Below are 21,381 nucleotides of genomic sequence, written 5' to 3'. Positions count from 1 at the left end.
CATCGTACGACCTTGATCACAGTGCCGGGCTTCGGGATCACCCCACGAAGTCGCACAAGCACCAATGGCCGCAACGGAATCGGTGACCACTAGTGCCACATCGGACGACAGGAGGCACCTCTGGAAACGACGCGGGGCCCGGCCGGAAGGCCGGGCCCCGCGTCGAATCCTGCTAGTCCTCGCCGCCGCCGACGAGGTCCGGGTTCTGCTCGACCCAGGCGCCCACGGTGTCCTCGCGGATCGCGTCCCAGAGGGTCGTCGCCTCCGGGTTGTCGTTCGACGGGTTCTCCAGGTCGTACGAGTACACGACCACGGACTCGCCGCCCATGGTGTCCGTGCCGAGGTTCGGCGTGGTCATGAAGACCAGGTCGTCGCTGCGCAGGTCCATGAGGCTGATCGCGGTCGAGACGACGTTGAACTCGGTGTCGACCTTGACGGCGTCCGAAGTGGAGTCGATGAAGCTGGTGAGCTTGGACCGGTCGGTGAGCACGCCCGCGCTCAGCGCCGAGTCCATGATGGCCTTGATGAGGTCCTGCTGGTGCTGCATGCGCGCGAAGTCGCCGCGGTTCCACTGCTTGCGCTGGCGCACGTAGTCCAGGGCCTGCTCGCCGGTGAGCTCGGTCGGGCCTGCGGGGAAGAACATGTGGTCGCCGTGGATCGACTCGACGCCGGGCTCGTCGGTGAGGTAGCCGTCGGCGTCGGCGGCCTCGATGTCGATGGTGACGCCGCCGAGGGCGTCCACGACCTGGACGAGGCCCGCGAAGTCGATCTCCACGACGTGGTCGATGCGGACGCCGGTGAAGTCCTCGATGGTGAGGACGGTGAGCGGCACGCCGCCCCATGCGTACGCGGCGTTGAACTTCGCGTCGGTCCCGGTGTACTCGGGGTAGTTGCTGGCCTCGGCGTACTCGGGGACGTGCACGTAGAGGTCGCGGGGGATCGAGATGCCGTACGCCTCGGTCCCGTCCTCGGCGACGTGCATGATGATGTTCGTGTCCGAGCGCGCGTCGGCCTCGTCGTTGCCCTCGCGGTGGTCGGAGCCGACGATGAGGATGTTCAAGGCCGCGTTGAGCTTCTCGGGGCGGTCCTCGTCCGGGATCGCTTCGAGGTCGAACGGGCGGTCGAGGTCCGCGTCGGTGGTCTTGGCGGTGGACCAGATCGCGAACCCGCCGCCGGTGGCCGCGATGGAGGCCACGAGGCCGATCCCGGAGCCGATGAGGCCCCGCCGGGTCGGGCCGCCGGCCGCCGCGGCGGCGACGCGCGCGCCGCCCCCGCCGCCCGCGGGGGGCACGGAGGCGCTGCCGCGGTAGTTGGAACCGGAATACGTCATGGTGCCAGCTTACGTGGTGTCCGCCCGCGCGCCGGACCGCGCACGCGGGGCGCCGCGGCCCGCTGTGGCTCAGGCTACGGCGATGCCGCCTTCGGAGCGGCGGGCCACGAAGTCGTCGATCGTGGATTTGAGACCGGCCTCATAGTGGACCTGCGGCTCGTATCCGAGCAGCTCGCGGGCCCTGGCGAGGTCGGGGCGGCGCCGCTCGGGGTCGTCGGAGGGCCGGTCGGTGTACTCGATCGTGGAGGACGAGCCGGTGAGGCGCAGTACGACCTCGGCCATCTCGCGGACGGTGAGCTCGTACTCCGTGCCGAGGTTCACGGGCCCGTACTCGCCGGACTCCAGGAGCAGCACCAGGCCCGCGACGAGGTCGTCGACGTAGCACAGCGAGCGGGTCTGGGAGCCGTCCCCGTGGATGGTCAGGGGCTCCCCGGCGAGGGCCTGGGAGATGAAGCTGGGGACGACGCGGCCGTCGTCGGGGCGCATCCGCGGGCCGTACGTGTTGAAGATCCGCACGATCGCCGCGTCGAGGCCCTTGTGGCGGTGGTAGGCCGCGACGGCGGCCTCCGAGAAGCGCTTGGCCTCGTCGTAGCAGGAGCGCACCCCGATGGGGTTCACGTTGCCCCAGTAGGACTCCGGCTGCGGGTGGACAAGCGGGTCGCCGTACACCTCGGACGTGGAGGCCATGAGGAACCGGGCGCCGTCGGCGAGCGCGCGGTCGAGCGCGTGCAGCGTGCCGACGGAGTCGACGCGGAGGATCTCCACCGGGAGGGTCGCGAAGTCGACCGGGCTGGCCGGGCACGCGAAGTGGAGGACGGCGTCGAAGGGCTCGTCGCCCACGGGGAGGCCCTCGGTGACGTCGGCTTCGACGACGGTGAGGCGCTCATGGGGTTCGAGGTTGGCCTTCGAGCCGGTCACGAAGTTGTCGACGGCGGTCACGTCGCAGCCCTTCGCGAGGAGCGCGTCGACCAGGTGGCTGCCCACCAGGCCCGCGCCGCCCGTCACGAGGATGCGGCTGCCGGTTCCGTAAGTAGTCATCAAGATCCCAGATTATCAGGGTTGGCCTGGCGTTCACCTGGGCGCAGGCTGTGCATTCGCTCAACGCACGCCCGTGTGCCCGTCAGTACGCGCCCTTTCGTCGCAATACTACGGCGACGGTGCGGAAAAGGATCTGGAGGTCGGTCGTGAGCGACCAGTTGTCGACGTAGTAGAGGTCGAGGCGCACCGCGTCGTCCCAGGACAGGTCCGAGCGGCCCGAGACCTGCCACAGGCCGGTGATGCCGGGGCGGACGAGCAGGCGGCGGCGCACGTCGCCGAGGAAGTCGCCGTTCTCGGCCGGGAGCGGCCGGGGCCCCACGAGGCTCATCTCACCGCGCACGACATTGATGAGCTGCGGGAACTCGTCGATGGAGGTGCGGCGCAGCCACTTGCCGACCTTGGTGATGCGCGGGTCGTCCTTCATCTTGAACAGGAGGCCGTCGGTCTCGTTGTGCATCATGAGCGCGGCCTGGCGCTCCTCCGCGTCGATGTACATGGTGCGGAACTTCCAGCACGAGAACGTCTCGCCGTCGCGGCCGACCCGGTTCTGGCGGAAGAACACCGGGCCGGGGCTGTCGGTCTTGATGGCGATGGCCACGGCCAGGAACAGCGGCGACAGGAGGATGAGGCCGAACGTCGAGGAGGAGATGTCCAGGATGTTCTTGATGAGCCAGCCGACCCCGGAGATCTTCGGCTCCTCGACGTGCAGGAGCGGGAGGCCCTCGACGGGGCGGATGTGGACGCGGGGGCCCGCGATGTCGGTGAGGGCCGGGGCCACGACCAGGTCGCGGCCGGTGCCTTCGAGCTGCCAGGCGAGGCGACGCAGGTCGGCGGCGTCGGCGGAGGCCGAGCCGCACACGGCGAGCGTGTCGGCTTCGAGGCGCTCGGCGCAGGTGACGACGTCGGTCCCGGCGAAGACCGGGACCGGGGTGTCGAGGTTGCGGACCGAGGACGCGCCCTCGGTGACGTATATCCCCACGGGGACCAGGCCGGCGGCGGGCGCGCGGCGCACCGTCCGGTACACCTCCAGCGCCTCGGGGTAGGCGCCGATGAGCAGGACGCGCTGGACGCCCTTGCCCGCGAGGCGCATCCGGTGCAGGCCGTACCGGGCGCCGTAGCGGAACCCGATGACGAGCGCGGCGGCCGAGAGGAGGAGGACGGCGACCGCGACACGGGAGACGTCGGCCTTGAACGTGAGGGCCGCGAACGAGACGAGCGCCAGCATGAACATGGCGGCGCGGGTGACGCGCTTGAACTCCTCGTTGCCCATGCCGAAGTAGCGGCGGTCGTAGGAGCCGGTGCCCCACAGGGCGAGCAGCCACGCGAGGGGCAGGATCAGCCAGACCGTGAGGTAGAAGAAGTGGAGCTGGTCGTCGGTGTCGAACCCGGCGCTCGGGGAGTGGGTGAGGTTGACGGCGATGACGGTGGCGAGGAGGGCCGCGAGCAGGTCGGCGCCGACGAGGGCGCCCTGGTAGTAGCGGTGCCAGTTGGAGGCGCGGACGAGGCGCCGCCAGGTGCGGCGGGTGGCGCCGTTGGTGACGAGCTGCGGGTCGCCGCCTACGCGAGTACCGGCCACCTGGGTCCCCGTCCGTCCGTACGGAACACTGCCGCTTCCCTGGATATTGTTTGCTGGACGTTCCAGGCTCGTAGCCACTGCACATCCCTGCGGTCGTCAGCTTACGGTGGAGGTGAGTGTCCGCGGGCGGAGATCGACGCTGCGTCTCCTGATCACCGGGCGGCCCGCCGACACGGTACCCGACAACCTACACCTATTCGGCTCCTGCGGTATCTTCGGCCGAGCTGAAAGCCGTTCCCGCCACCCCTGCCGTGAAGGATGCCCGTGAAGATCGTCATCGCGCACAACCGGTACTCCTCGGCGCAGCCCTCGGGCGAGAACGTCATCGTGGACTACGAGATCGGCGCGCTGCGCGAGGCGGGCGTGGAGGTGGTTCCGTTCCTGCGCTCCTCCGACGAGATCGGTTCCCTTCCGGCGCACAAGAAGGCGCTGCTCGCGGCCTCGCCCGTACACGCGGCGGGCACGCAGCGGCGCCTCGCCGAGGTCCTCGAACGCGAGAAGCCGGACCTGCTGCACCTGCACAACCCGTACCCGCTGCTGTCGCCGTCCGTCGTAAGGACCGCGCACCGGCACGGGGTCAAAGTGGTGCAGACCATCCACAACTACCGGCACGACTGCATGAACGGGCTGTACTTCAGGGACGGCCACGACTGCCGCGACTGCCACGGGAAGCGCTGGAACGGCCCCGGGGTGCAGCACGCCTGCTACCGGGGCTCGCGCGCGCAGAGCGCCGTGATGGCCGTCGCGCTCGGCGTCCACCAGGACACCTGGCGGAGCGTGGACCGGTTCATCGCCCTCACCGACGCCATGGCCGAGTACCTGACGGGCATCGGGATCGAGCCCGACCGCATCCGCGTCAAGCCGAACGCCGTCGCCGACCCCGGGGTCGCCCCGCTCGGCGAGGGGTTCCTGTTCGGCGCGCGCCTCGTCCCCGAGAAGGGCGTGGAGCTGCTGCTGGAGGCGTGGAGGATCGCGAAGCCCGCGGTGCCGCTGCGGATCGCCGGGGACGGGCCGCTGCGCGGCCTCGTGGAGGAGGCGGCCGCCGCGAACCCCGAGATCCACTACCTGGGCCAGCTCGACCCGGTCGCGCGCGACGCCGCCGTCGCCGCCTCCGCGGCCGTCGTCGTGCCCTCGATCTGGCAGGACATCCTGCCGACCTCCGGCATCGAGGCCCTGGCCGCGGGCCGCGCGGTCGTCGTCACGAGCATGGGCGGGGCGCCGTTCATCGCCGGGGAGGGGACGCCCGCGCCCGCGGGGGTCGTCGCCGCGCCCGAGCCCGCGGCCCTGGCCGCGGCGATCAACGAGGTCGCGAAGGACCCGTCGTACGCGGCGAACGCGCGCGCCCGCTACGAGTCGGTGTTCGCGCCCGAGGTGACGCTGCGGCGGCTCGTCGAGATCTACGAGGAGCTGCTCTAGCGGAGCGTGGCCCGCGCGCTCGTGGCGATGCTCGCCAGGAGGAACAGGCCGTTGACGGCCCCGAAGAACAGCATCACCGCGGCCATCGACTCCGGCCGTACGAGCGCGAGGGCGATGACGGCGACGACGAACCCGTAGTCGCGCACCAGCTTGATGAGCTTCACGACGATGTTCGTGCTCGTCACCATCGACACCGACGAGTCCTCTTTGGCTATCACCGCGGTGACCAGGTTCGTCATCCACAGGGCCGCGAACGCGGCCCCGCACCACGCGGGAACCCAAGGGGCGTAGGCGTCGACGACCGCGACGACGACCGCGACCACGGACGCCTGGATCGCCACGTCGCACAGGATGTCGACCCGCGCGCCCGCGTCGGAGCCGGTCCCGGTGACCCGGGCGAGCTGGCCGTCGGCGCAGTCGAGCATGTACGCGGCGTGCCACAGCACGAGCGCGCCGAGGGCCACCGGCCACCACGGGGCGCCGTCCTTCGCGGCCGGGATGTACGCGATCACGGCGGCGCTGACGGCGAGCCCGAGCACCAGGTTGAGCACCGTCAGATGGGTCGGCCGCAGGCCGGTCCGCCATGCGGCGTAAGCGAAGAGCGCGCCGCCGCGCTGGTCGAGGTGCAGGGTCACGAGGCCGCCGCCGCGGTTGGCGGCGAAGAACTCGGCGGGCCCGCGGGACTGGCGCTGATCGGTCACGCGGCGATCCTATCGGGAGCACCGGGAGGCGCCGGGTGGCCTCGGTCGCAACGCATCCGACCTGCGCGGCGACGGTCCGCAGTCAAGGGGAACCCGCTTGTGTCAAGATCCCGACACCGCAGCGGCGGACGACTCCCTAATATGAGCGCGACCTACACCATTTGGGACGAAACAACTTCTCCTTTGGTAGCCAGCGCATGACCAAGCGTCCTAGAGTTGATGGACGTTCGATTCCTGGGGAGGGACATATGGGCGACGAGGTGACCGGCTCTGCCTTGAAGCACTGGGATCACCCGGCATACTCGGCGAGGCTCCAGGCGGGACGAGCGGCCCTCGCGCAGCTGCTGGCCGACGAGCGGCTCGACCGGGGCAGGCCGATGACGGGACTCGAACTGGAGCTGGACCTCGTTGAGCCCGACGGCGACCCGGCGTTCGCGAACGACGCGGTCCTGGAGCACCTGCACACGTCGGGCGACGAGGACGCCCTGTACGGCGCGCAGCACGAGCTGGGGGCGTTCAACATCGAGCTGAACCTCCCGCCGCGGCTGCTCGACGGCGCCGGGCTGTCCTGGTACGAGAGCGACCTCGCGGCGGTGCTCGCGGAGGTGCGGGAGGCGGCCGGGAAGGCCGGGGTGCAGATCTGCCCGATCGGGACGATGCCGACGCTGGCGACGGACCACATGAGCGTGGACGCGCTGTCGACCGCGCGCCGGTACCGGATCCTCAACGAGGAGATCATGTCCCAGCGCGGGGAGGACCTGCGGATCGACATCCGGGGCGCGGAGTCGGTGGACTTCACGTCCTCGTCGATCGCGCCGGAGTCGGCGAACACGTCGGTGCAGTTCCACTTGCAGGTCGCGCCGGAGGACTTCGCGCGGCACTGGAACGCCGCGCAGGCGTTCGCGGGCGTGCAGGTGGCGACGGCCGCGAACTCGCCGTACCTGTTCGGGCGGCAGCTGTGGGCGGAGACGCGGGTGATCCTGTTCGAGCAGGGCACCGACACGCGGCGGGCGAACCAGCGGACGGCGGGCGCGAAGCCGCGGGCGTGGTTCGGGGAGCGGTGGATCGGCGGCGTGCTCGACCTGTTCGACGAGAACTACCGGCACTTCTCGCCCCTTTTACCGCTGTGCGACGAGGAGGACCCGGCGGCGGTCGTGGCCGGCGGCGGCGTCCCGAGCCTCCAGGAGCTGCGGTACCACAACGGGACCGTGTACCGCTGGAACCGCCCGGTGTACGACGTGTACCGGGGGCGTCCCCATGTGCGCGTGGAGAACCGGGTGGTCGCGGCGGGGCCGACGGCGATCGACATCTGCGCGAACATGGCGCTGTTCTACGGCCTGCTCGCGCACTTCGCGGACGCGGAGACGCCGCTGAGCGAGCGGATGGACTTCGCGCGGGCGGCGGCGAACTTCCGCTCGGCGGCGCGGCACGGGATCAACGCGGACCAGTGGTGGCCGGGCCTGGGCCTGGTGCCGGTGCGGCGCCTGGTCCTGGACGAGCTGCTGCCGAAGGCCGCGGAGGGCCTGTCGGCGATGGGAGTGAGCACCCGGGACACGGACCGGTACCTCGGGGTGATCGAGTCGCGGTGCCGCCGCGGCGTGAACGGCGCGACCTGGCAGGTGGCGCGCGTGCAGGTCGCCGAGCACCGGCAGCGGCTGGAGCGCCGGGACGCGCTGCGGGCCATGGTCCTCGACTACGCGGCGAGGTCCGCGGACGGGCGGCCCGTCCACGAGTGGGAGGTGTAGACGCGTGAGCGGCCGGGCCCGAAAGGGCCCGGCCGCTCTGTCTTGCGCTGCTTAGGACTCGGCGTCGCCGGAGTCGATCTTGCGGCGGGTGCGCGCGGTGGTCTTCTTGGCGCGGCGGGGCTTGGGGGCCTCCTCCTTCGGCTCGTCGTCCATGTCGACGGCCTTGAGCTCCTGCACCCAGTCCACGTCGGGGTTGGGGGTGTCGTCGCCCTCCTGCGGCTCCCATTCGGCGCGCTTCTGCGCCTCCTGCTTGGCGGCGCGCTCGGAGTCCTTCGCGGCCTGCTTCTCGCGGCGGGTGGGCCGCCTGGGCTTCGCGGGCGGGGCGGCGAGGTCGGTGGTGTCGCCGTCGTTCGCGTCGTCGTAGGCCGAGGCGGGGGTGGGGACGGTCCAACCGGGGACGGACTCGGTGAGGCCGTCGGGGGTGCGCGGCTCCGGCCGGTCGTCGATCTGCCCGCCCGCCTTGGGGAGCGCGCAGACGACGAGCGAGCCGAGGAGCCCGGCGATGGCCGCGTACGGGCCGACGAGCATCACGGCGAGGGACTCGGCGTTGTCGAGCCGGGAGGGCCCGGCGACGAGGTGCGCGACGGTGACGATGAGGGGACCGGCGATGCCGGAGGCCGCGGCGATGCGGTACCCGGAGGAGGTGATGTGGCTGCGGCGCGCGAACGCGGCGACCACGGCGCCGATGAGGAGCGACCCGGTCACGAACGGGATCGCGATGGAGAACCCGCGGGTGCCCAGGAACGTGTCGGACGCGGCCCACGAGCCCCACACGCCGAGCTCGGTGACGGGCGAGACGCGGTCGCCGACGTCCACGAACACGGCCAGGACCGCGAGGATCCACACCAGGGCCGCGGAGGCGCCGACGTTCACGGCGACCGAGCGGGACGACAGCCCGATGAGCGCCAGCGCGAACCCGACGGCCGCGCCGAGGCCGGCCGCGACGAGCGGGTCGGTGGGGAAGCCGTCGGAGACGGCGCCCTGCTCGGCGGAGAGGGCCACGAGCGGGCCGACGGCGAACGCCCCGGCCGCGGACGCGAGGACCGCGGCGAAGCGGGTGCCGGGGGTGGCGTGCGCGGCGGCGCGGGAGCCGATCGCCCCGGACGCGAGGCCGCCGACGACGCAGGAGGCCGCGGCGAACCAGGCGACCCATGCGAGGTTGGCGTTCCAGCGGTAGTCGAGGACGGGGTCCGCGGCGCCGGGGGCCGCGTCGGCCCAGGAGAGGAGCCCGAAGCCGTAGGCCAGGCCGAGCTGCGCGAGCGCGGCGAGGGCCGCGACCGCGAATCCGGCGCCGACGGTCTTCGCGGCGGATCTAGGTGACATACGTCGCACGCTACTGCGTGTACGCAATGGAGTCTCGAACGGCCGATCGCGTGAGGGTGAAGCAGGTCGCGGCGTCCCACACGTGAGGAAACGGGCGCGGGTGCCGCCGGGTCCTCCGGCTATGCTCGGGGCATCAAGGCCACCTGCCCGGTCGCCGTGCGAGATCATGCCGATCAGCGAGGAGCATTGCATGTCCGACGCCTACGAGGCCCTCACCGCGAACCTCGCGGCCGCCGACCCCGAGATCGAGCGGCTCATCGAGGCCGAGGGACGCCGCGAGTCGGAGAAGATCCGCCTCATCGCGTCCGAGAACTACGTCTCCCAGGCGGTCATGGAGGCGACGGGCTCGATCCTGACCAACAAGTACTCCGAGGGGTACGCCGGGAGGCGCTACTACGAGGGCCAGCAGCTCATCGACCAGGTGGAGCAGCTCGCCATCGACCGGGCGAAGGCCCTGTTCGGGGCCGGGTACGCGAACGTGCAGCCGTACTCGGGCTCGCCTGCGAACCTGGCCGTGTACATGGCGTTCCTGAAGCCGGGCGACAAGGTCCTGGGCATGGGCCTGCCCGCGGGCGGGCACCTGACCCACGGGTCGAAGGTCTCGGCCACCGGCAAGTGGTTCGACGCGGTCTCCTACGGGGTCCGCCGCGACACCGGGCGCGTCGACCTCGACGAGGTCGCCGAGATCGCCCGCCGGGAGCAGCCGAAGCTCATCATCTGCGGCGGCACCGCGATCCCCCGCACCGTCGACTTCGCGGGCTTCCAGGCCATCGCGGAGGAGGTCGGCGCGGTGCTCATGGCCGACATCGCGCACATCGCCGGGCTCGTCGCGGGCGGCGCGCACCCGACGCCCGTGGGGCACGCCGACGTGGTCACCACGACCACCCACAAGACGCTCCGCGGCCCGCGCGGCGCGATGATCCTCACCTCCGACGAGGACCGTGCGAAGGCCATCGACAAGGCGGTCTTCCCGGGCCTCCAGGGCGGCCCGCACAACCACACCACCGCGGCGATCGCGGTGGCGCTGCGCGAGGCGGCGACCGAGGCGTTCAAGGACTACGCGGCGCAGATCGTGAAGAACGCGAAGGCGCTCGCGGCGGGCCTGACGGCGCGCGGCTTCGACCTGGTGTCGGGCGGCACGGACAACCACCTGATCCTGGTGGACCTCACCAGCAAGGACATCCCGGGCAAGCCCGCGGCGAAGGCCCTGGACGCGGCCGGCATCGAGCTGAACTTCAACTCGGTCCCGTTCGACCAGCGCAAGCCGTTCGACCCGTCGGGCCTGCGCATCGGCACGGCGTCGGTGACGACCCGCGGCATGGCCGAGGACGACATGGACCTCATCGCCGGGTGGATCGACCGGGCCGTCTCGGCGGCGAAGGACGGCAAGGACGCCGAACTGGACGTGGTCGCCGGGGAGATCCGCGAGCACACGAAGGCGTTCCCGATCCCGGGCTGGAAGGCGTAGCCGGAAGGCTCAGCGGCACAAGCGAACAGGGGCGCCCGTCCATCCGGACGGGCGCCTTTCGCGTGTGTCCTGCGTTACGGAACGGAAAAACTTCGTCGCGGGGTGCGTCAGGCGGGCGGGGAGCGGCGTCTAGTAGTCATCGAGTCCCCGCGAGTGACAGCCCACAGGGGACTGTCCTCTCACTCCTGTCTGGAACACCGCCATGAACGCTCCCTCCCCCCGGGCCCGGCGCACCGCGCGCCTGGCCGCGACCGCCGGGGCCGCCGCCCTCGGCGCCGGGCTCTTCGCCCTCCCCGCGTACGCGCAGGCCCCCGTCCCCGTGGACGTGGTCCACCCGAGCAGCCACCTCATCACCGCCGACGGCGCGGAGCTCGAAGGCTCCCTGACCGTCGTGTTCGGCGACGACTTCGCCGAAGGCGAGCACGATGTGACCGCCGTGTTCGACCTCGCCCCGAGCACCGGCGTCGTCTACTGGGCCGACAACGACCCGTCGTACGGCGGCTGCGGCCCCGACGCGACCACCGGCCTGCTCCACTGCTCGGCCGAGGACGCCGACCGCACCGTGGACTTCAGCTACATGTACGCCGCCGAGCCGGAGGCCGCGCCCGGCGAGCACCCGTACACGATCACCATCGCCGTGGACGGCGAGACCGTCCTCACCGTGGACGAGACCATGGAGGTCGTGGCCCCGACCGACGGCCTCGCCTACTGGCACAGCGACATCGCCTTCGACGGCGTCGAGCCCGGGTCCACCGTCCAGGTCAGCCCCGAGTTCCTCCAGGAGGGGCCGCTGCCGACCGACACCGTCGCGGTCGTCGTCACCGTCCGCGGCGCCGACTACCTCTCGAACGGCCTGGCGCGGCCGGTCGCGGACTACGACAACTGCCTCGCCGAGGAGTACGCGGTGGTCTACTGCGCGGTCACCGACTTCCCGGACGAGCAGGGCACCGCGTTCACGTTCAGCGACCCGGTCGGCATCGACGTGGACGCGGCCGCGCCCGGCCCGATGAACGTGTGCGGCTGCTCCTACACCGTCGAGGCGCTCGACCAGCAGATGCTCGACGACTGGTTCGGCGGCGTCTTCTGGGACGAGGGCTCGGCGAACCTGTTCGGCATCGAGCCGGTCGCCGACCCCGGGTCGGAGTTCGTCGACTCCTACGCCGGGTACATCGACGTCGGCACCGCCGAGCACCCCTACGACCTGGCCGTCTCGGACGGGACCGTCAAGGGCGGCAAGGGGGACGAGGTCAAGACCGAGGTGGACGTGCGGAACCTCGGGACCGCCGCGGCCCCGGCCGTGTTCGACGGGCCCGGCTCGTACGCGCTCATCGTGGACCTGCCCGCCGGCGTCGAGCCGGTCGCCGCCGAGGCGGTCGGCGAGTGGTCCTACTGCGAGGACGACGCCGCGGACTACTTCCGCGACACGATGCCCGATGCCGACCTGGACGGCGCGGACGTCGTCTGCCTCTTCGAGGCCATGGGCCCCGAGAGCGATCTCGCATTCGAGCTCACCGTGAAGGTGACCGACCCGGGCGCCGACGCCGACGGGTCCGTGCAGGTCGTCGCGTTCGGCAACCCCGACTACCCGGGCGACCTCGACGCGGACCAGGCCAACAACACCGCCGTGCTCCGGCTCGACGGCGACGGCTCCGGGGCGCTCCCGAAGACCGGTTCGTCGCTGACGTGGATCCTCACCGGCGCGGCCGCCGCGCTCGTCGTCGGCATCGCGCTGTTCGTCGCCACGACGCGCCGGCGCAAGGGCGGCGGCGACGCCGCCGAGTAGACCCTCAGGGAACCAGAGAAGCGAGAGCCCCCGTCCGGCCGGACGGGGGCTCTTCGCATACCGCAACAAAATATGAAAAAACTCTGGATCGGGTGCGTCAGATCCGCGGGCCCCCTCGTCTAGTACTCAAGACCCCCGCAACGGACCGAATCCGTTTCACCGCAAAGGAAACCCAAGCCATGTCACCCGTCAAGACCGCCGCCCGCGCTTCGGCCGCCCTGGCCGCCGCCGCCCTCGGGGCGGGCGCGTTCGCGCTCCCCGCCCAGGCCCAGACCTTCACGCCCACCGAGGTGTTCGTCGAGGACTACTCGCCGATCGCCTTCGGCGACGAGCCCGGGAAGTTCGGCCTGCGCATCGCGTTCGGCGACGACTTCGCCGCGGGCGAGCACGACGTCACGGCCGTGGTCGAGCTCGACACCCTCGACAACGCGTTCACGATCGGCCTGCCCGACGGCACCGGCAGCGACTGCCCGGTGAACGACACCGCCACGACCGTCTCCTGCACCTCCGAGGACGCCGACGCGGTGTCCTTCTGGGAGTTCAGGTACGCGCCGACCGCGGAGCTCGTCTCCGGCGAGTACGACTACACCGTCACGTTCGCCGTCGACGGCGAGACCGTCGCGGTCCGCGAGGACACCATCGAGGTCGTCGGCACCGACGACGACGCCCCCTACCTGCACGGCATCGCCGACTACACCGGCGTCGCGCCCGGCTCCTCCGTCGCGGTCGAGGCCGAGGTCCTCCAGCAGGTGGCCCTGCCCGCCGACACGGCCGCGGTCGTCGCGGTCCTCACCGGCCCCGACTTCGCCGTCATCGAGGGCGTCGAGGTGACCGCCGGGTACGACAACTGCACCGAGGGCGCCTTCGGCGGCCCCGGCGCGACCTGCGTCATCACCGACTTCCCCGACGAGCCCGGGACCGCGTTCGCGCTCTCGCCCGTGGACTACGCGCTCGACGCGGGCCTGCCCGGCCCCTACTGGTACTGCGACTGCGAGTACGAGGTGTTCCCGGTCGACGAGGACGGGCTCGCCGGGTACGGCGGCGTCACCTGGGACGAGGGCTCGGAGAACCTGATGGGCCTCACCGCCTCCGACGGCCCCGACGAGTACAGCAACCCGTTCACCGGCTACATCAACGTCCAGAGCGGCGCGCAGCAGTACGACCTGTCGGTCGCCAACGCGAACGCGAAGGGCGCCAAGGACACGGAGACCACCGTGACCGTGTCGGCCACCAACGCCGGACCGGCGGACGCCGTGCGGTTCTTCGACGAGACCGGCTCCTACGCGGTCCTCGGCGCGCTGCCGGCCGGCCTGGAGCTCGTCGCGATCGACGACGAGGACGTCACCTGCCCCGACGCCGCCGAGTGGGCGGACCTGCTGCCGCTCGAAGACCTCTCCGGGCTCGACTTCGCGTGCTTCTTCGACGCGCTGCCCGCCGGGGAGACCCTGGAACTGGACGTGCGCGTCAAGGTCACCGGCGATGCCTCCGCGAACGACGGGACGCTCGCCGTGGTGGCCCGCCAGTACGAGGAGGACGGCTTCGAGGCCGACCCGGCCGACAACGACGCCGTGTTCAGCGTCAACGCGGGCGGCTCGCCGAACCTGCCGACCACCGGCTCGTCCATGACGGTGCTCCTCGGCGGTGCGGGCGCCGTCCTCGCCGCCGGCACCGGCCTGGCGTTCGCGGCCCGCAAGCGCCGCATCACCACCGCCGCATAGCGAACCGGAAGACCACCGAGGGAACCCGCTGGGCGCCCGGCCCCCACAGGCCGGGCGCCCGCTCCGTGTTCACCGGAAGTTCGACTCCGCCGTCGCAACCGGTAGCGGCACCAGTTCGTTTCAGTGACGGACGGAAGGAGCAACCCCATGAAGGCATCGCACCGGCCCGCGGCGGTCCTCGCCGCGGCAGTGCTCGCGGCCCTGGCGGCCGCGTTCACCGCCGCGCCCGCGCAGGCCCAGGACGACCCGTACCACCCGTACACGCACTCCGACCTGTCGTTCACGGGCGCCGCGCCCGGGGCGGCGGTCGAAGTGGCGCCGCGGTTCCGCCAGGAGGCGCCGCTGCCCGCCGACACGGCCGCCGTGGTCGTCACGTTCAGCGGCTCGACCGCCGACGGCTGGCCCGTCGACGGGGCCGAGGCGACCGCGGACTACGACAACTGCCTGCGGATCAGCAGCGGGGACAACTGGAACGGCGTCTCCTGCTACTTCCTCGACTTCCCGGACGCGCCCGGTCAGGTATTCACCCTCACCGGGCCCGTGGACTACCTGGTCGACGCGGACGCGCCCGCGTCGACCGCGGTCTGCGCGTGCGCCTACGGGGCCGCCGCGATCGACGCGGCCGAGCTCGCGTTCCAGATCGGCACGCCCGGCTGGGACCCCGCGTCGCCGGACCTGCTCCGGCTGGAGCCCGCCGCCTCGTGGGACGGCCCCGGTGCGGGGCCGCACCCGCGGCTGAGCGGCGCGATCGCGATCGAGACGCGTTGCGCGCGCAGGTAGAAGCAGACGCGGGCCCCGGCCGAATCGGCCGGGGCCCGCTCCCGTGTCCGGGCGGACGAAACGCGCCGGGCCCAGAGGCCGGCGCGTCGCGTTCGGTGGGTTGAGTTGTGCAGTCGGGCGCGGCGCCTTGTGGGCGCGCTCGCCTCGGACCTAGCGGGCCAGGCCGGCGAGGGCGCGGCCCTCGACGCGGTCGGCCACGCGGCGCAGGGCGCCGGCGGTCGAGAGGCGGACCTTCTCGGGGCGGGTGACGCCGAAGACATACGGCTTGTCGGCCCGTCCGTCGTCAACGACCGGCGCGTTCGGCAGGGCCGAGGTGGCGGCGGTGTTGGCGGCGTCGACTGCGAGGAAAGCTCCAACGAGCTCGTTCATTGCTGATTCCTTCCCGGCGGGGTACGCCGGATCGTGGATCTCTGAAGGGGGAACCGCTCGTCGATGACGCCATTGTCGACGGCGGGGGACCGTCGCGATCGCCTTGGACCGCTTCGGGAGGCCGCTGGCGGAAGCGGTTCGGGTTCGCCGTTCCGGCTCCGCATCTCCGTGCCTCTGGAATCAATGGTAAGCGCCTTCGGCCAGGGAAATCCAGGGATTTCGCGTGGGTCACATGTAGTGCGCGACACTGTCCACAAAGCACTTAGTTACCGTTCGGTTATCGAATTCCGCGGGCGCCGCGGAGCCCCCTGGCGGTACGCTGTCCGGATGCGGGACTTGGGAGTTCGCGTCGGACACTGGACCGGCGAGCACACCGGCTGCACGGTGCTGCTGTTCGAGGAGGCCGTGCTCGCCTCCGGCGAGGTCCGCGGCGGCGCGCCCGCCAGCCGCGAGATCGAGCTCCTCGACCCGCTCCGCACCAACGCCGGGATCGACGCGGTCCTGCTCACCGGCGGCTCCGCGTTCGGGCTCGCCGCCGCCGACGGCGTCATGCAGTGGCTCGCCGAGCGCGGCCGCGGCGTCCCCACCCCCGGCGGCCCCGTCCCGATCGTGCCCGCGCTGGGCCTCTACGACCTCGACGGCACCGGCACCGTCCCGGGCGCCGCCCAGGGCTACGAGGCGTGCGACGCCGCCATGGCGCCGTTCGAGCCCGCACTCGACGGCCCCGTGGGCGCCGGCCGCGGCGCCACCGTCGGCCAGTGGCGCGGGGTCACCCTCCCGTCAGGGCTGCGCACCGCCGCGGTCGCCGCCGGACCGGTCGTCGTCGCCGCGCTCGTGGCCGTCAACGCGTTCGGCGAGCCCGGACCGCTCGACCGGGAGCTGCTGCACCCCGAGGGGTTCGCGTCCGGCGCGTTCGGGCGCAACACCACCATCGGCGCCGTCGTCACCAACGCCCGCCTCGACAAGGTCGAGTGCGCGCTCGTCTCGCAGGGCGCCCACGACGGCCTGGCGAAGGCCATCAGCCCCGTGCACACCCGCATGGACGGCGACGCGTTCATCGCCGCGTCCACGGGCACCCTCCCCGCCTCGGTCGACGTCGTCCGCGCCCTCGCCGTCGAGGCCGTCGCCGAGGCCATAGGCAGTGCGTGAGTGTCCGAATTGTGTGGCGCGCTTATGCTTCTGGCATGAGACGCCTCCCCGCCGCGCTGCTCGCCGTGCCGCTCCTCCTCGCCGCCTGCACCCCGGACGTCAACGCCGACCCGCTCGGCGAGCCGCTCACCGAGGACAGCGCCGAGGCCGCCCCCGGCAGCTGGCTCTACCAGCTGTCCGGCTACGAGGACGGCACCCTCGACGCGGTCGCCGCCGCGCCCCAGCCCACGGCCGTGGTCGACCTGGCCCGCGACGGCGGGGACGGCTACTGGACCGCCGAGGAGATCGGCGCCCTGCACGAGGCCGGGAAGACCGTCTACGCCTACTTCACCATGGGCTCCATCGAGACCTACCGCCCCGAGTACGACGCCGTCGCCGCCAGCGGTGCGGACCTCATCCTCAACCAGTGGGGCGACTGGCCCGACGAGTACTTCGTCAAGTACTGGGAGCAGGACTGGTGGGACCTGGTCATGCGGCCCCGCCTCGACCAGGCCGCGGCCGCCGGGTTCGACGGCGTCTACCTCGACGTCCCCAACGCCTACGAGGAGATCGACCTCGCCACGGTCCCCGGCGAGACCCGCGAGACCCTCGCCCGCAAGATGGCCGACCTCGTCATCGCGGCAGACGAGTACGCCGGCGCGGACCTGGCGATCCTCCCCCAGAACTCGCCCGAGCTCATCGACCAGGACGGCTACCTCGACGCCATCGACGGCATCGGCATCGAAGAGCTCTGGTTCCTCAACGCCGACACCCCCTGCGACGAGGACTGGTGCGCCGAGAACCTCGACAACACCCGCGCCGTCCACGACGCCGGGAAGCTCGTCCTCGCCGTCGACTACGCCGCCGACCCCGCCAACAAGGCCGCGGCCTGCGCCCACTACGCCGAAGAGGGCTTCTGGGGCGCCGTAGCCGGAGTCGACCTCGACACGGTCTACGACCCGTGCCAGTAGACCTCGCCGAAGTCCTCCAGGTCGTCGTCAGGAGTTAAAAGGCCCTTCCGGGACCGCTTCATCTGGTACATCGCCTGGTCGGCGGCCCAGAGGGTCTGGGACGGGTTGCCGCCGGCGGCCAGGCGGGCCCAGCCGATGGAGACGTCCACGGGCGTGCCGGGCACCGAGTACTCCCAGTTCTCGGCCGCCACGGCGACGCGGATGCGCTGGGAGACCGCGTCGGCGTCGTACTCCGAGGCGCCGGGGAGGACCATGATGAACTCGTCGCCGCCGGTGCGCGCCAACAGGTCCCCGGACCTGACGACGCTCGACAGGAGCGCGGCGAGCCGCTGGAGGATCGCGTCTCCCGCCTGGTGGCCGTGCGTGTCGTTGACGGCCTTGAACCCGTCGAGGTCGAGGACCGCGATCATCCCGTCGCCCTCGACGTCGGAGAGGAACGCGTCGAGGCGCCGCCGGTTCGGCAGGCCCGTCAGCTCGTCGGTGTTCGCCCGGTCGGCCCAGCCCGCGGCCGCGCGCCGCAGCTGGTCGTGGTCGACGAGGGCCGCCGCCGACGCGAGGTAGATCGTGTGGAACTCGTTGATCTGCTTGTACAGCGCGTACGTCGTGGCGTGCGCGGCGAGGATCGACGCCGCGTGGTCGCCCTTCGCGACCAGCGCGAGCGACCGCAGGTGCTGCGGCTCCATGACCCCGAGCGTCTCGTCGCCGATGTCGCGCGCCTCCAGGACCTCCAGGGCCTCCAGGCCCCGGGCCTGCGCGATGAGCCGGGACGCGCGGGCCATCGTCCGCAGGTCCATCGCCTCCACCGACGACGTCTCCTCCGGGAGCAGGTGCTCCACCGACCACTGCTCGCTGAACCCGAGGAGCGAGAGGCGCGCGAGCGCGTAGTGCACCCACTCCAGCTCCCGCGTGTCGAGGTCGTGGAGGTTCGGCTTGACGCGCCGCAGCTCCTGGCGGAGCAGTCCGGTGCAGGCGCGGGGGTCGCCGGTGTAGTAGCGCAGCAGGGCGTCGCGCACCCGGATCTCCACGCCCTCCACAGAGGACCTGGTGACGCCGGCGCGCTCGGCGAGCGTGTGGCACTGGTCGAGGGCCCCGGCGGCCTGCTGCTGGTACCCGCAGTTGGAGAGGATCACCGCGAGGTCGTACCAGGCGTCGACGGCGGCCTGGCTGGCCTCGGTCATCGACCGCAGCGCGCGGGAGGAGAGGACGAGCCGCTGGGCCGTGAAGTCGAGGGACTTGATGTGGTGGTGGTAGTACCAGGCGGCCAGCGCGTGGTACTTCCCGTCGAGGCGGGGGTCGCGGCAGCGGGCGACGGCGGTGCCGGCCTGGTCGATGGTGCCGGGGATCTTGTCGATGGCGCGCTGGGAGATCTGGCCCTGGAGGATGAACAGCCACGCCTGGGCGCGCTGCTGGGCGGTCTCGGAGTTGTAGACGATCCAGGTCGCCTCGCTGACGGCCTCGGCCACCTGGCCGGACCGCATGAGTCCGCGCAGACGCCGGTACTGGTCGGCATAATCACGCGCTGACGTGAGCTCCCTCCGTGGCGTCACGCGTCTATCCTGCCACCGCTGCGGCGATATATCCAGTGCCGCAGGTGGGAGGGGCCGCACTCCGACGACCCGGATGGTCATGGGCGCGAAGCATTTCCGTCCGGCGGGCCGGTCGGGAGCTTAGAGTCGGGGCAGGACCCGAGATGGAAGGACGGTGGGCTTTGCTCCCTGCGTGTCCGTGCACGTCCTGCGGTGAGCCCCTGGCGGTGGCCGCGGGGGCGACGGTGCTGGCCTGCGACGCGTGCGGGACGTCCCTGCACGGGCGGCCCGCGGCCCGGCGGCTCGTCGACCCGGACTGGGCGGCGTTGGCGCCCAAGGCGAAGGCCCGGTACGCGGACGACACGCCGGAGCCGATCACGGTGCCCGACGCGCTGGTGCCGTTCAGGATCGAGCGGGCGACGGCGCGGCGGCTGCTGCGGGACCGGGCGCGGCGGCGGTGGCTGGCGCCGCGGGCGTTCCGGCGGGTGGACGAGTCGGAGTCGTTCCGGGCCGCGTACCTGCCGCACTGGGTGTGGGGGGCGTGGACGCGCTCGCGGTACCGGGCGGCGCGGGGTGACTACGAGTGGTCGCAGGCGGGCCGGGCGGGGGCGGAGCGGGGTTCGCGGGTGCGGGGCGTGCGGTGGAGTCCGGCGGCGGGCACGGTGGATCGGTCGTTCACCGACGTGGCGGTCGCGGCGACAGTGCGGGTGGACGCGCGGATGCTGGAGGACCTGGCGCGGGACTGGACGCTGGGCGACGCGGTGGCGTTCGACCCGGGGCTGCTGGAGGGCCGGTGGGTGCAGCGGTACGACCTGGAGCCGGAGGTGGGCCTGGAGCTGGCGAAGGCCCGGATGGCGGCGGCGGTGGAGCGGGAGGTGCGGGGCCTGGTCGGCGGGGACGCCCAGCACGTGCCGGTGATCGACACGTCGTACGCGGGGCTGGGGTACCGGCTGGTGCTGCTGCCGGTGTGGCTGGCGTCGTACCCGCACCGGGGGCGGCGGCGCATGGTCGCGGTCCACGGCGAGACGGGCCGGGTGGTCGCGGACCGTCCATGGAGTGGACCGAAGCTCGGAATCGCGTTCATGCTCGCGGCCGCTGTGGCAGGCGTCATACTGTATTCGCTCTGGTAGTCCCGTTTCGACCGGTCGCAAGGCCCGCGGGGGCGGTGCACGAGGCGGTTACCGGGTGAACATGAACTACTGTTCGGTGAACGCAACCCCGCCGGGAGACCACGCGTGTTCCCCGCAGAGCGGGCCAGCCCCCCCGGCTGCGCCGCGACACCCCCACTCGTAGTTCCGGGAGAGGCAATGGGCGACCCGATCAAGCACGCCGCCAGGGCGACCTCGCCTTGGTGGGCGAAGGCGATGGTCATCACCGGTTCGATGGTCATGGTCGTCGCCGGCGGCGGCGCCATCGCCGCGCAGGTGAGCCTCAACCTGGTCAACAACGCGGTGAACCAGGAGGACCTCCTCGGCGACCAGGGCGTCGAGGTGGAGGAGGGCGAGCCGATCACGGGGCCGCTGAACTTCCTCGTCCTGGGCACCGACGAGCGCGTGGACGCGGGCGGCGAGGCGCGCACCGACGCCGACATCATCGTCCACATCAACGAGGACCTCACGCAGGTCTCGATGATCTCCCTGCCGCGCGACCTGCTCGTGGACATCCCCTCGGGGGTCCCCGCGGACCAGACGAAGCTGACGGAGGCGTTCGCGTACTCCGAGGACTGGGGCGAGTCGTTCCAGAACACCGCCGAGACCATCACGAACCTGACGGGCGTCGAGTTCAACGGCGGCGCCATCGCGAACTTCGAGGGCTTCCTCGACATGGTCGACGAGCTGGGCACGATCGAGCTGTGCCCGTGGCACGAGATCACCTCGATCCACACCGACAAGACGTTCCCCGCCGGGTGCGCCGAGTACGACAAGAAGGACGCGCTCGACCTGGTGCGCCAGCGGTATGGCTGGGACTCGGACGAGGACTACGCGAACGGCACGTGGGGCGACTTCGGGCGCCAGAAGATGCAGCAGCAGGCCATCAAGAAGATCCTGGAGCGGGCCAAGGAGCTCGGGTACGCGACGAACCCGGTGAAGGCCGTGGAGCTGCTGAACTCCTTCGGCGACGCGCTCACCGTCGACGTCGGCGGCTACAACCTGGTCGACATGATCACGCAGATGAAGGACGTCGACCCGAACGAGATCCTCTCGATCGGCACCCCGTCCTCCGAGGGCTCCATCAACGGCACCTCGTACGTCATCATCCACGAGGGCACCGACGAGCAGACCGCCTCCGAGGCCCTCTGGGAGGCGATCCAGACCGACACGCTCGACGAATGGGCGTGCGCCAACCCGACCTGGCTGTCCGGGGACTCCGCCCCCGACTGCACGGGCGTGACCGGCGGCACCACGTCGGCACCCCCTACCGACGGCGCGTCAGAGACCGCCGATTAGCCTGGGGCGGGGCGCGGCCGGGGGGCGTCGCCACAACGAGACGATCGCGGTCGAGGCCGTCC

Annotated in this window: 17 protein-coding genes; 10 read left to right on the top strand and 7 right to left on the bottom strand. The window is 71.8% G+C overall.

What is annotated here, in order from left to right:
* Positions 1–172: 172 nt before the first annotated feature.
* The 3 genes from AB0A65_RS12580 to AB0A65_RS12570 form a co-directional block, all read right to left on the bottom strand.
* A complete protein-coding gene (locus tag AB0A65_RS12580; protein WP_359950582.1) occupies positions 173–1,330 on the bottom strand; it encodes an LCP family protein in 1,158 nt (385 codons plus the stop codon).
* Between the two features lie 69 nt (positions 1,331–1,399).
* Positions 1,400–2,368, bottom strand: a complete 969-nt coding sequence (locus AB0A65_RS12575; RefSeq protein WP_359950580.1) for a UDP-glucuronic acid decarboxylase family protein — start codon at positions 2,366–2,368, stop codon at positions 1,400–1,402.
* Positions 2,369–2,450: 82 nt separating this feature from the next.
* Complete coding sequence (locus tag AB0A65_RS12570) at positions 2,451–3,944, bottom strand: sugar transferase (RefSeq protein WP_359950578.1); 1,494 nt, start codon at positions 3,942–3,944, stop codon at positions 2,451–2,453.
* Positions 3,945–4,208: 264 nt separating this feature from the next.
* On the opposite strand from AB0A65_RS12570, the gene AB0A65_RS12565 reads away from it, so the two are divergent.
* Entirely contained in the window at positions 4,209–5,360 is a 1,152-nt protein-coding gene (locus AB0A65_RS12565) for a glycosyltransferase family 4 protein (protein WP_359950576.1), read from the top strand.
* Here AB0A65_RS12565 and AB0A65_RS12560 read toward each other — a convergent pair.
* Positions 5,357–6,061, bottom strand: a complete 705-nt coding sequence (locus AB0A65_RS12560) for a CDP-alcohol phosphatidyltransferase family protein (protein WP_359950574.1) — start codon at positions 6,059–6,061, stop codon at positions 5,357–5,359. The genes AB0A65_RS12565 and AB0A65_RS12560 overlap by 4 nt on opposite strands.
* Before the next feature lie 248 nt (positions 6,062–6,309).
* Here AB0A65_RS12560 and AB0A65_RS12555 point away from each other — a divergent pair, with 248 nt between their 5' ends.
* Positions 6,310–7,806, top strand: a complete 1,497-nt coding sequence (locus tag AB0A65_RS12555; RefSeq protein ID WP_359950572.1) for a glutamate--cysteine ligase — start codon at positions 6,310–6,312, stop codon at positions 7,804–7,806.
* Between the two features lie 51 nt (positions 7,807–7,857).
* Here the strand turns inward: AB0A65_RS12555 and AB0A65_RS12550 are convergent, their stop codons facing one another.
* Complete coding sequence (locus tag AB0A65_RS12550) at positions 7,858–9,129, bottom strand: hypothetical protein (RefSeq protein ID WP_359950570.1); 1,272 nt, start codon at positions 9,127–9,129, stop codon at positions 7,858–7,860.
* Positions 9,130–9,319: 190 nt separating this feature from the next.
* Here AB0A65_RS12550 and glyA point away from each other — a divergent pair, with 190 nt between their 5' ends.
* The 4 genes from glyA to AB0A65_RS12530 all read left to right on the top strand — a co-directional run bounded on the left by glyA (position 9,320) and on the right by AB0A65_RS12530 (position 14,878).
* Positions 9,320–10,597 carry a serine hydroxymethyltransferase gene (gene glyA, locus AB0A65_RS12545; protein WP_359950568.1) on the top strand — a complete coding sequence of 426 codons (1,278 nt, stop codon included), beginning with the start codon at positions 9,320–9,322 and terminating at the stop codon, positions 10,595–10,597.
* A 202-nt stretch (positions 10,598–10,799) separates the two neighbouring features.
* Positions 10,800–12,380 (top strand): LPXTG cell wall anchor domain-containing protein, encoded by a 1,581-nt coding sequence (locus AB0A65_RS12540; protein ID WP_359950566.1) that lies wholly within the window; start codon positions 10,800–10,802, stop codon positions 12,378–12,380.
* A 179-nt stretch (positions 12,381–12,559) separates the two neighbouring features.
* Positions 12,560–14,098, top strand: coding sequence for an LPXTG cell wall anchor domain-containing protein (locus AB0A65_RS12535; protein ID WP_359950564.1), 1,539 nt, complete (start codon positions 12,560–12,562; stop codon positions 14,096–14,098).
* A gap of 147 nt (positions 14,099–14,245) precedes the next feature.
* Positions 14,246–14,878 (top strand): hypothetical protein, encoded by a 633-nt coding sequence (locus AB0A65_RS12530; protein WP_359950562.1) that lies wholly within the window; start codon positions 14,246–14,248, stop codon positions 14,876–14,878.
* 150 nt (positions 14,879–15,028) lie between these two features.
* On the opposite strand, the gene AB0A65_RS12525 is transcribed toward AB0A65_RS12530, so the two are convergent.
* On the bottom strand, positions 15,029–15,247 hold the full coding sequence (locus AB0A65_RS12525) for a hypothetical protein (RefSeq protein ID WP_359950560.1): 219 nt from the start codon (positions 15,245–15,247) through the stop codon (positions 15,029–15,031).
* Positions 15,248–15,574: 327 nt separating this feature from the next.
* On the opposite strand from AB0A65_RS12525, the gene AB0A65_RS12520 reads away from it, so the two are divergent.
* Together AB0A65_RS12520 and AB0A65_RS12515 are read left to right on the top strand one after the other, a co-directional pair.
* The gene (locus tag AB0A65_RS12520) at positions 15,575–16,396 is read left to right on the top strand and encodes a P1 family peptidase (protein WP_359950558.1); all 822 of its coding nucleotides are present in this window, start codon (positions 15,575–15,577) and stop codon (positions 16,394–16,396) included.
* Between the two features lie 35 nt (positions 16,397–16,431).
* A complete protein-coding gene (locus AB0A65_RS12515) occupies positions 16,432–17,346 on the top strand; it encodes an endo alpha-1,4 polygalactosaminidase (protein ID WP_359950556.1) in 915 nt (304 codons plus the stop codon).
* On the opposite strand, the gene AB0A65_RS12510 is transcribed toward AB0A65_RS12515, so the two are convergent.
* Positions 17,328–18,893, bottom strand: a complete 1,566-nt coding sequence (locus tag AB0A65_RS12510; protein WP_359950554.1) for a GGDEF domain-containing protein — start codon at positions 18,891–18,893, stop codon at positions 17,328–17,330. The genes AB0A65_RS12515 and AB0A65_RS12510 overlap by 19 nt on opposite strands.
* 206 nt (positions 18,894–19,099) lie before the next feature.
* Between AB0A65_RS12510 and AB0A65_RS12505 the strand changes: the two genes are divergently transcribed.
* Positions 19,100–20,002 (top strand): hypothetical protein, encoded by a 903-nt coding sequence (locus AB0A65_RS12505; protein WP_359950552.1) that lies wholly within the window; start codon positions 19,100–19,102, stop codon positions 20,000–20,002.
* A gap of 177 nt (positions 20,003–20,179) precedes the next feature.
* Positions 20,180–21,319: an LCP family protein gene (locus tag AB0A65_RS12500; RefSeq protein ID WP_359950550.1), complete on the top strand. Its 1,140-nt coding sequence runs from the start codon at positions 20,180–20,182 to the stop codon at positions 21,317–21,319.
* The last annotated feature ends 62 nt before the right edge of the window (positions 21,320–21,381 follow it).

This window comes from Glycomyces sp. NPDC047010 (assembly GCF_040644205.1).
GTDB lineage: Bacteria > Actinomycetota > Actinomycetes > Mycobacteriales > Micromonosporaceae > Glycomyces.
The sequence above is the reverse complement of the archived record's forward strand: the minus strand, read 5'-3'. Positions and strand labels throughout refer to the sequence as shown.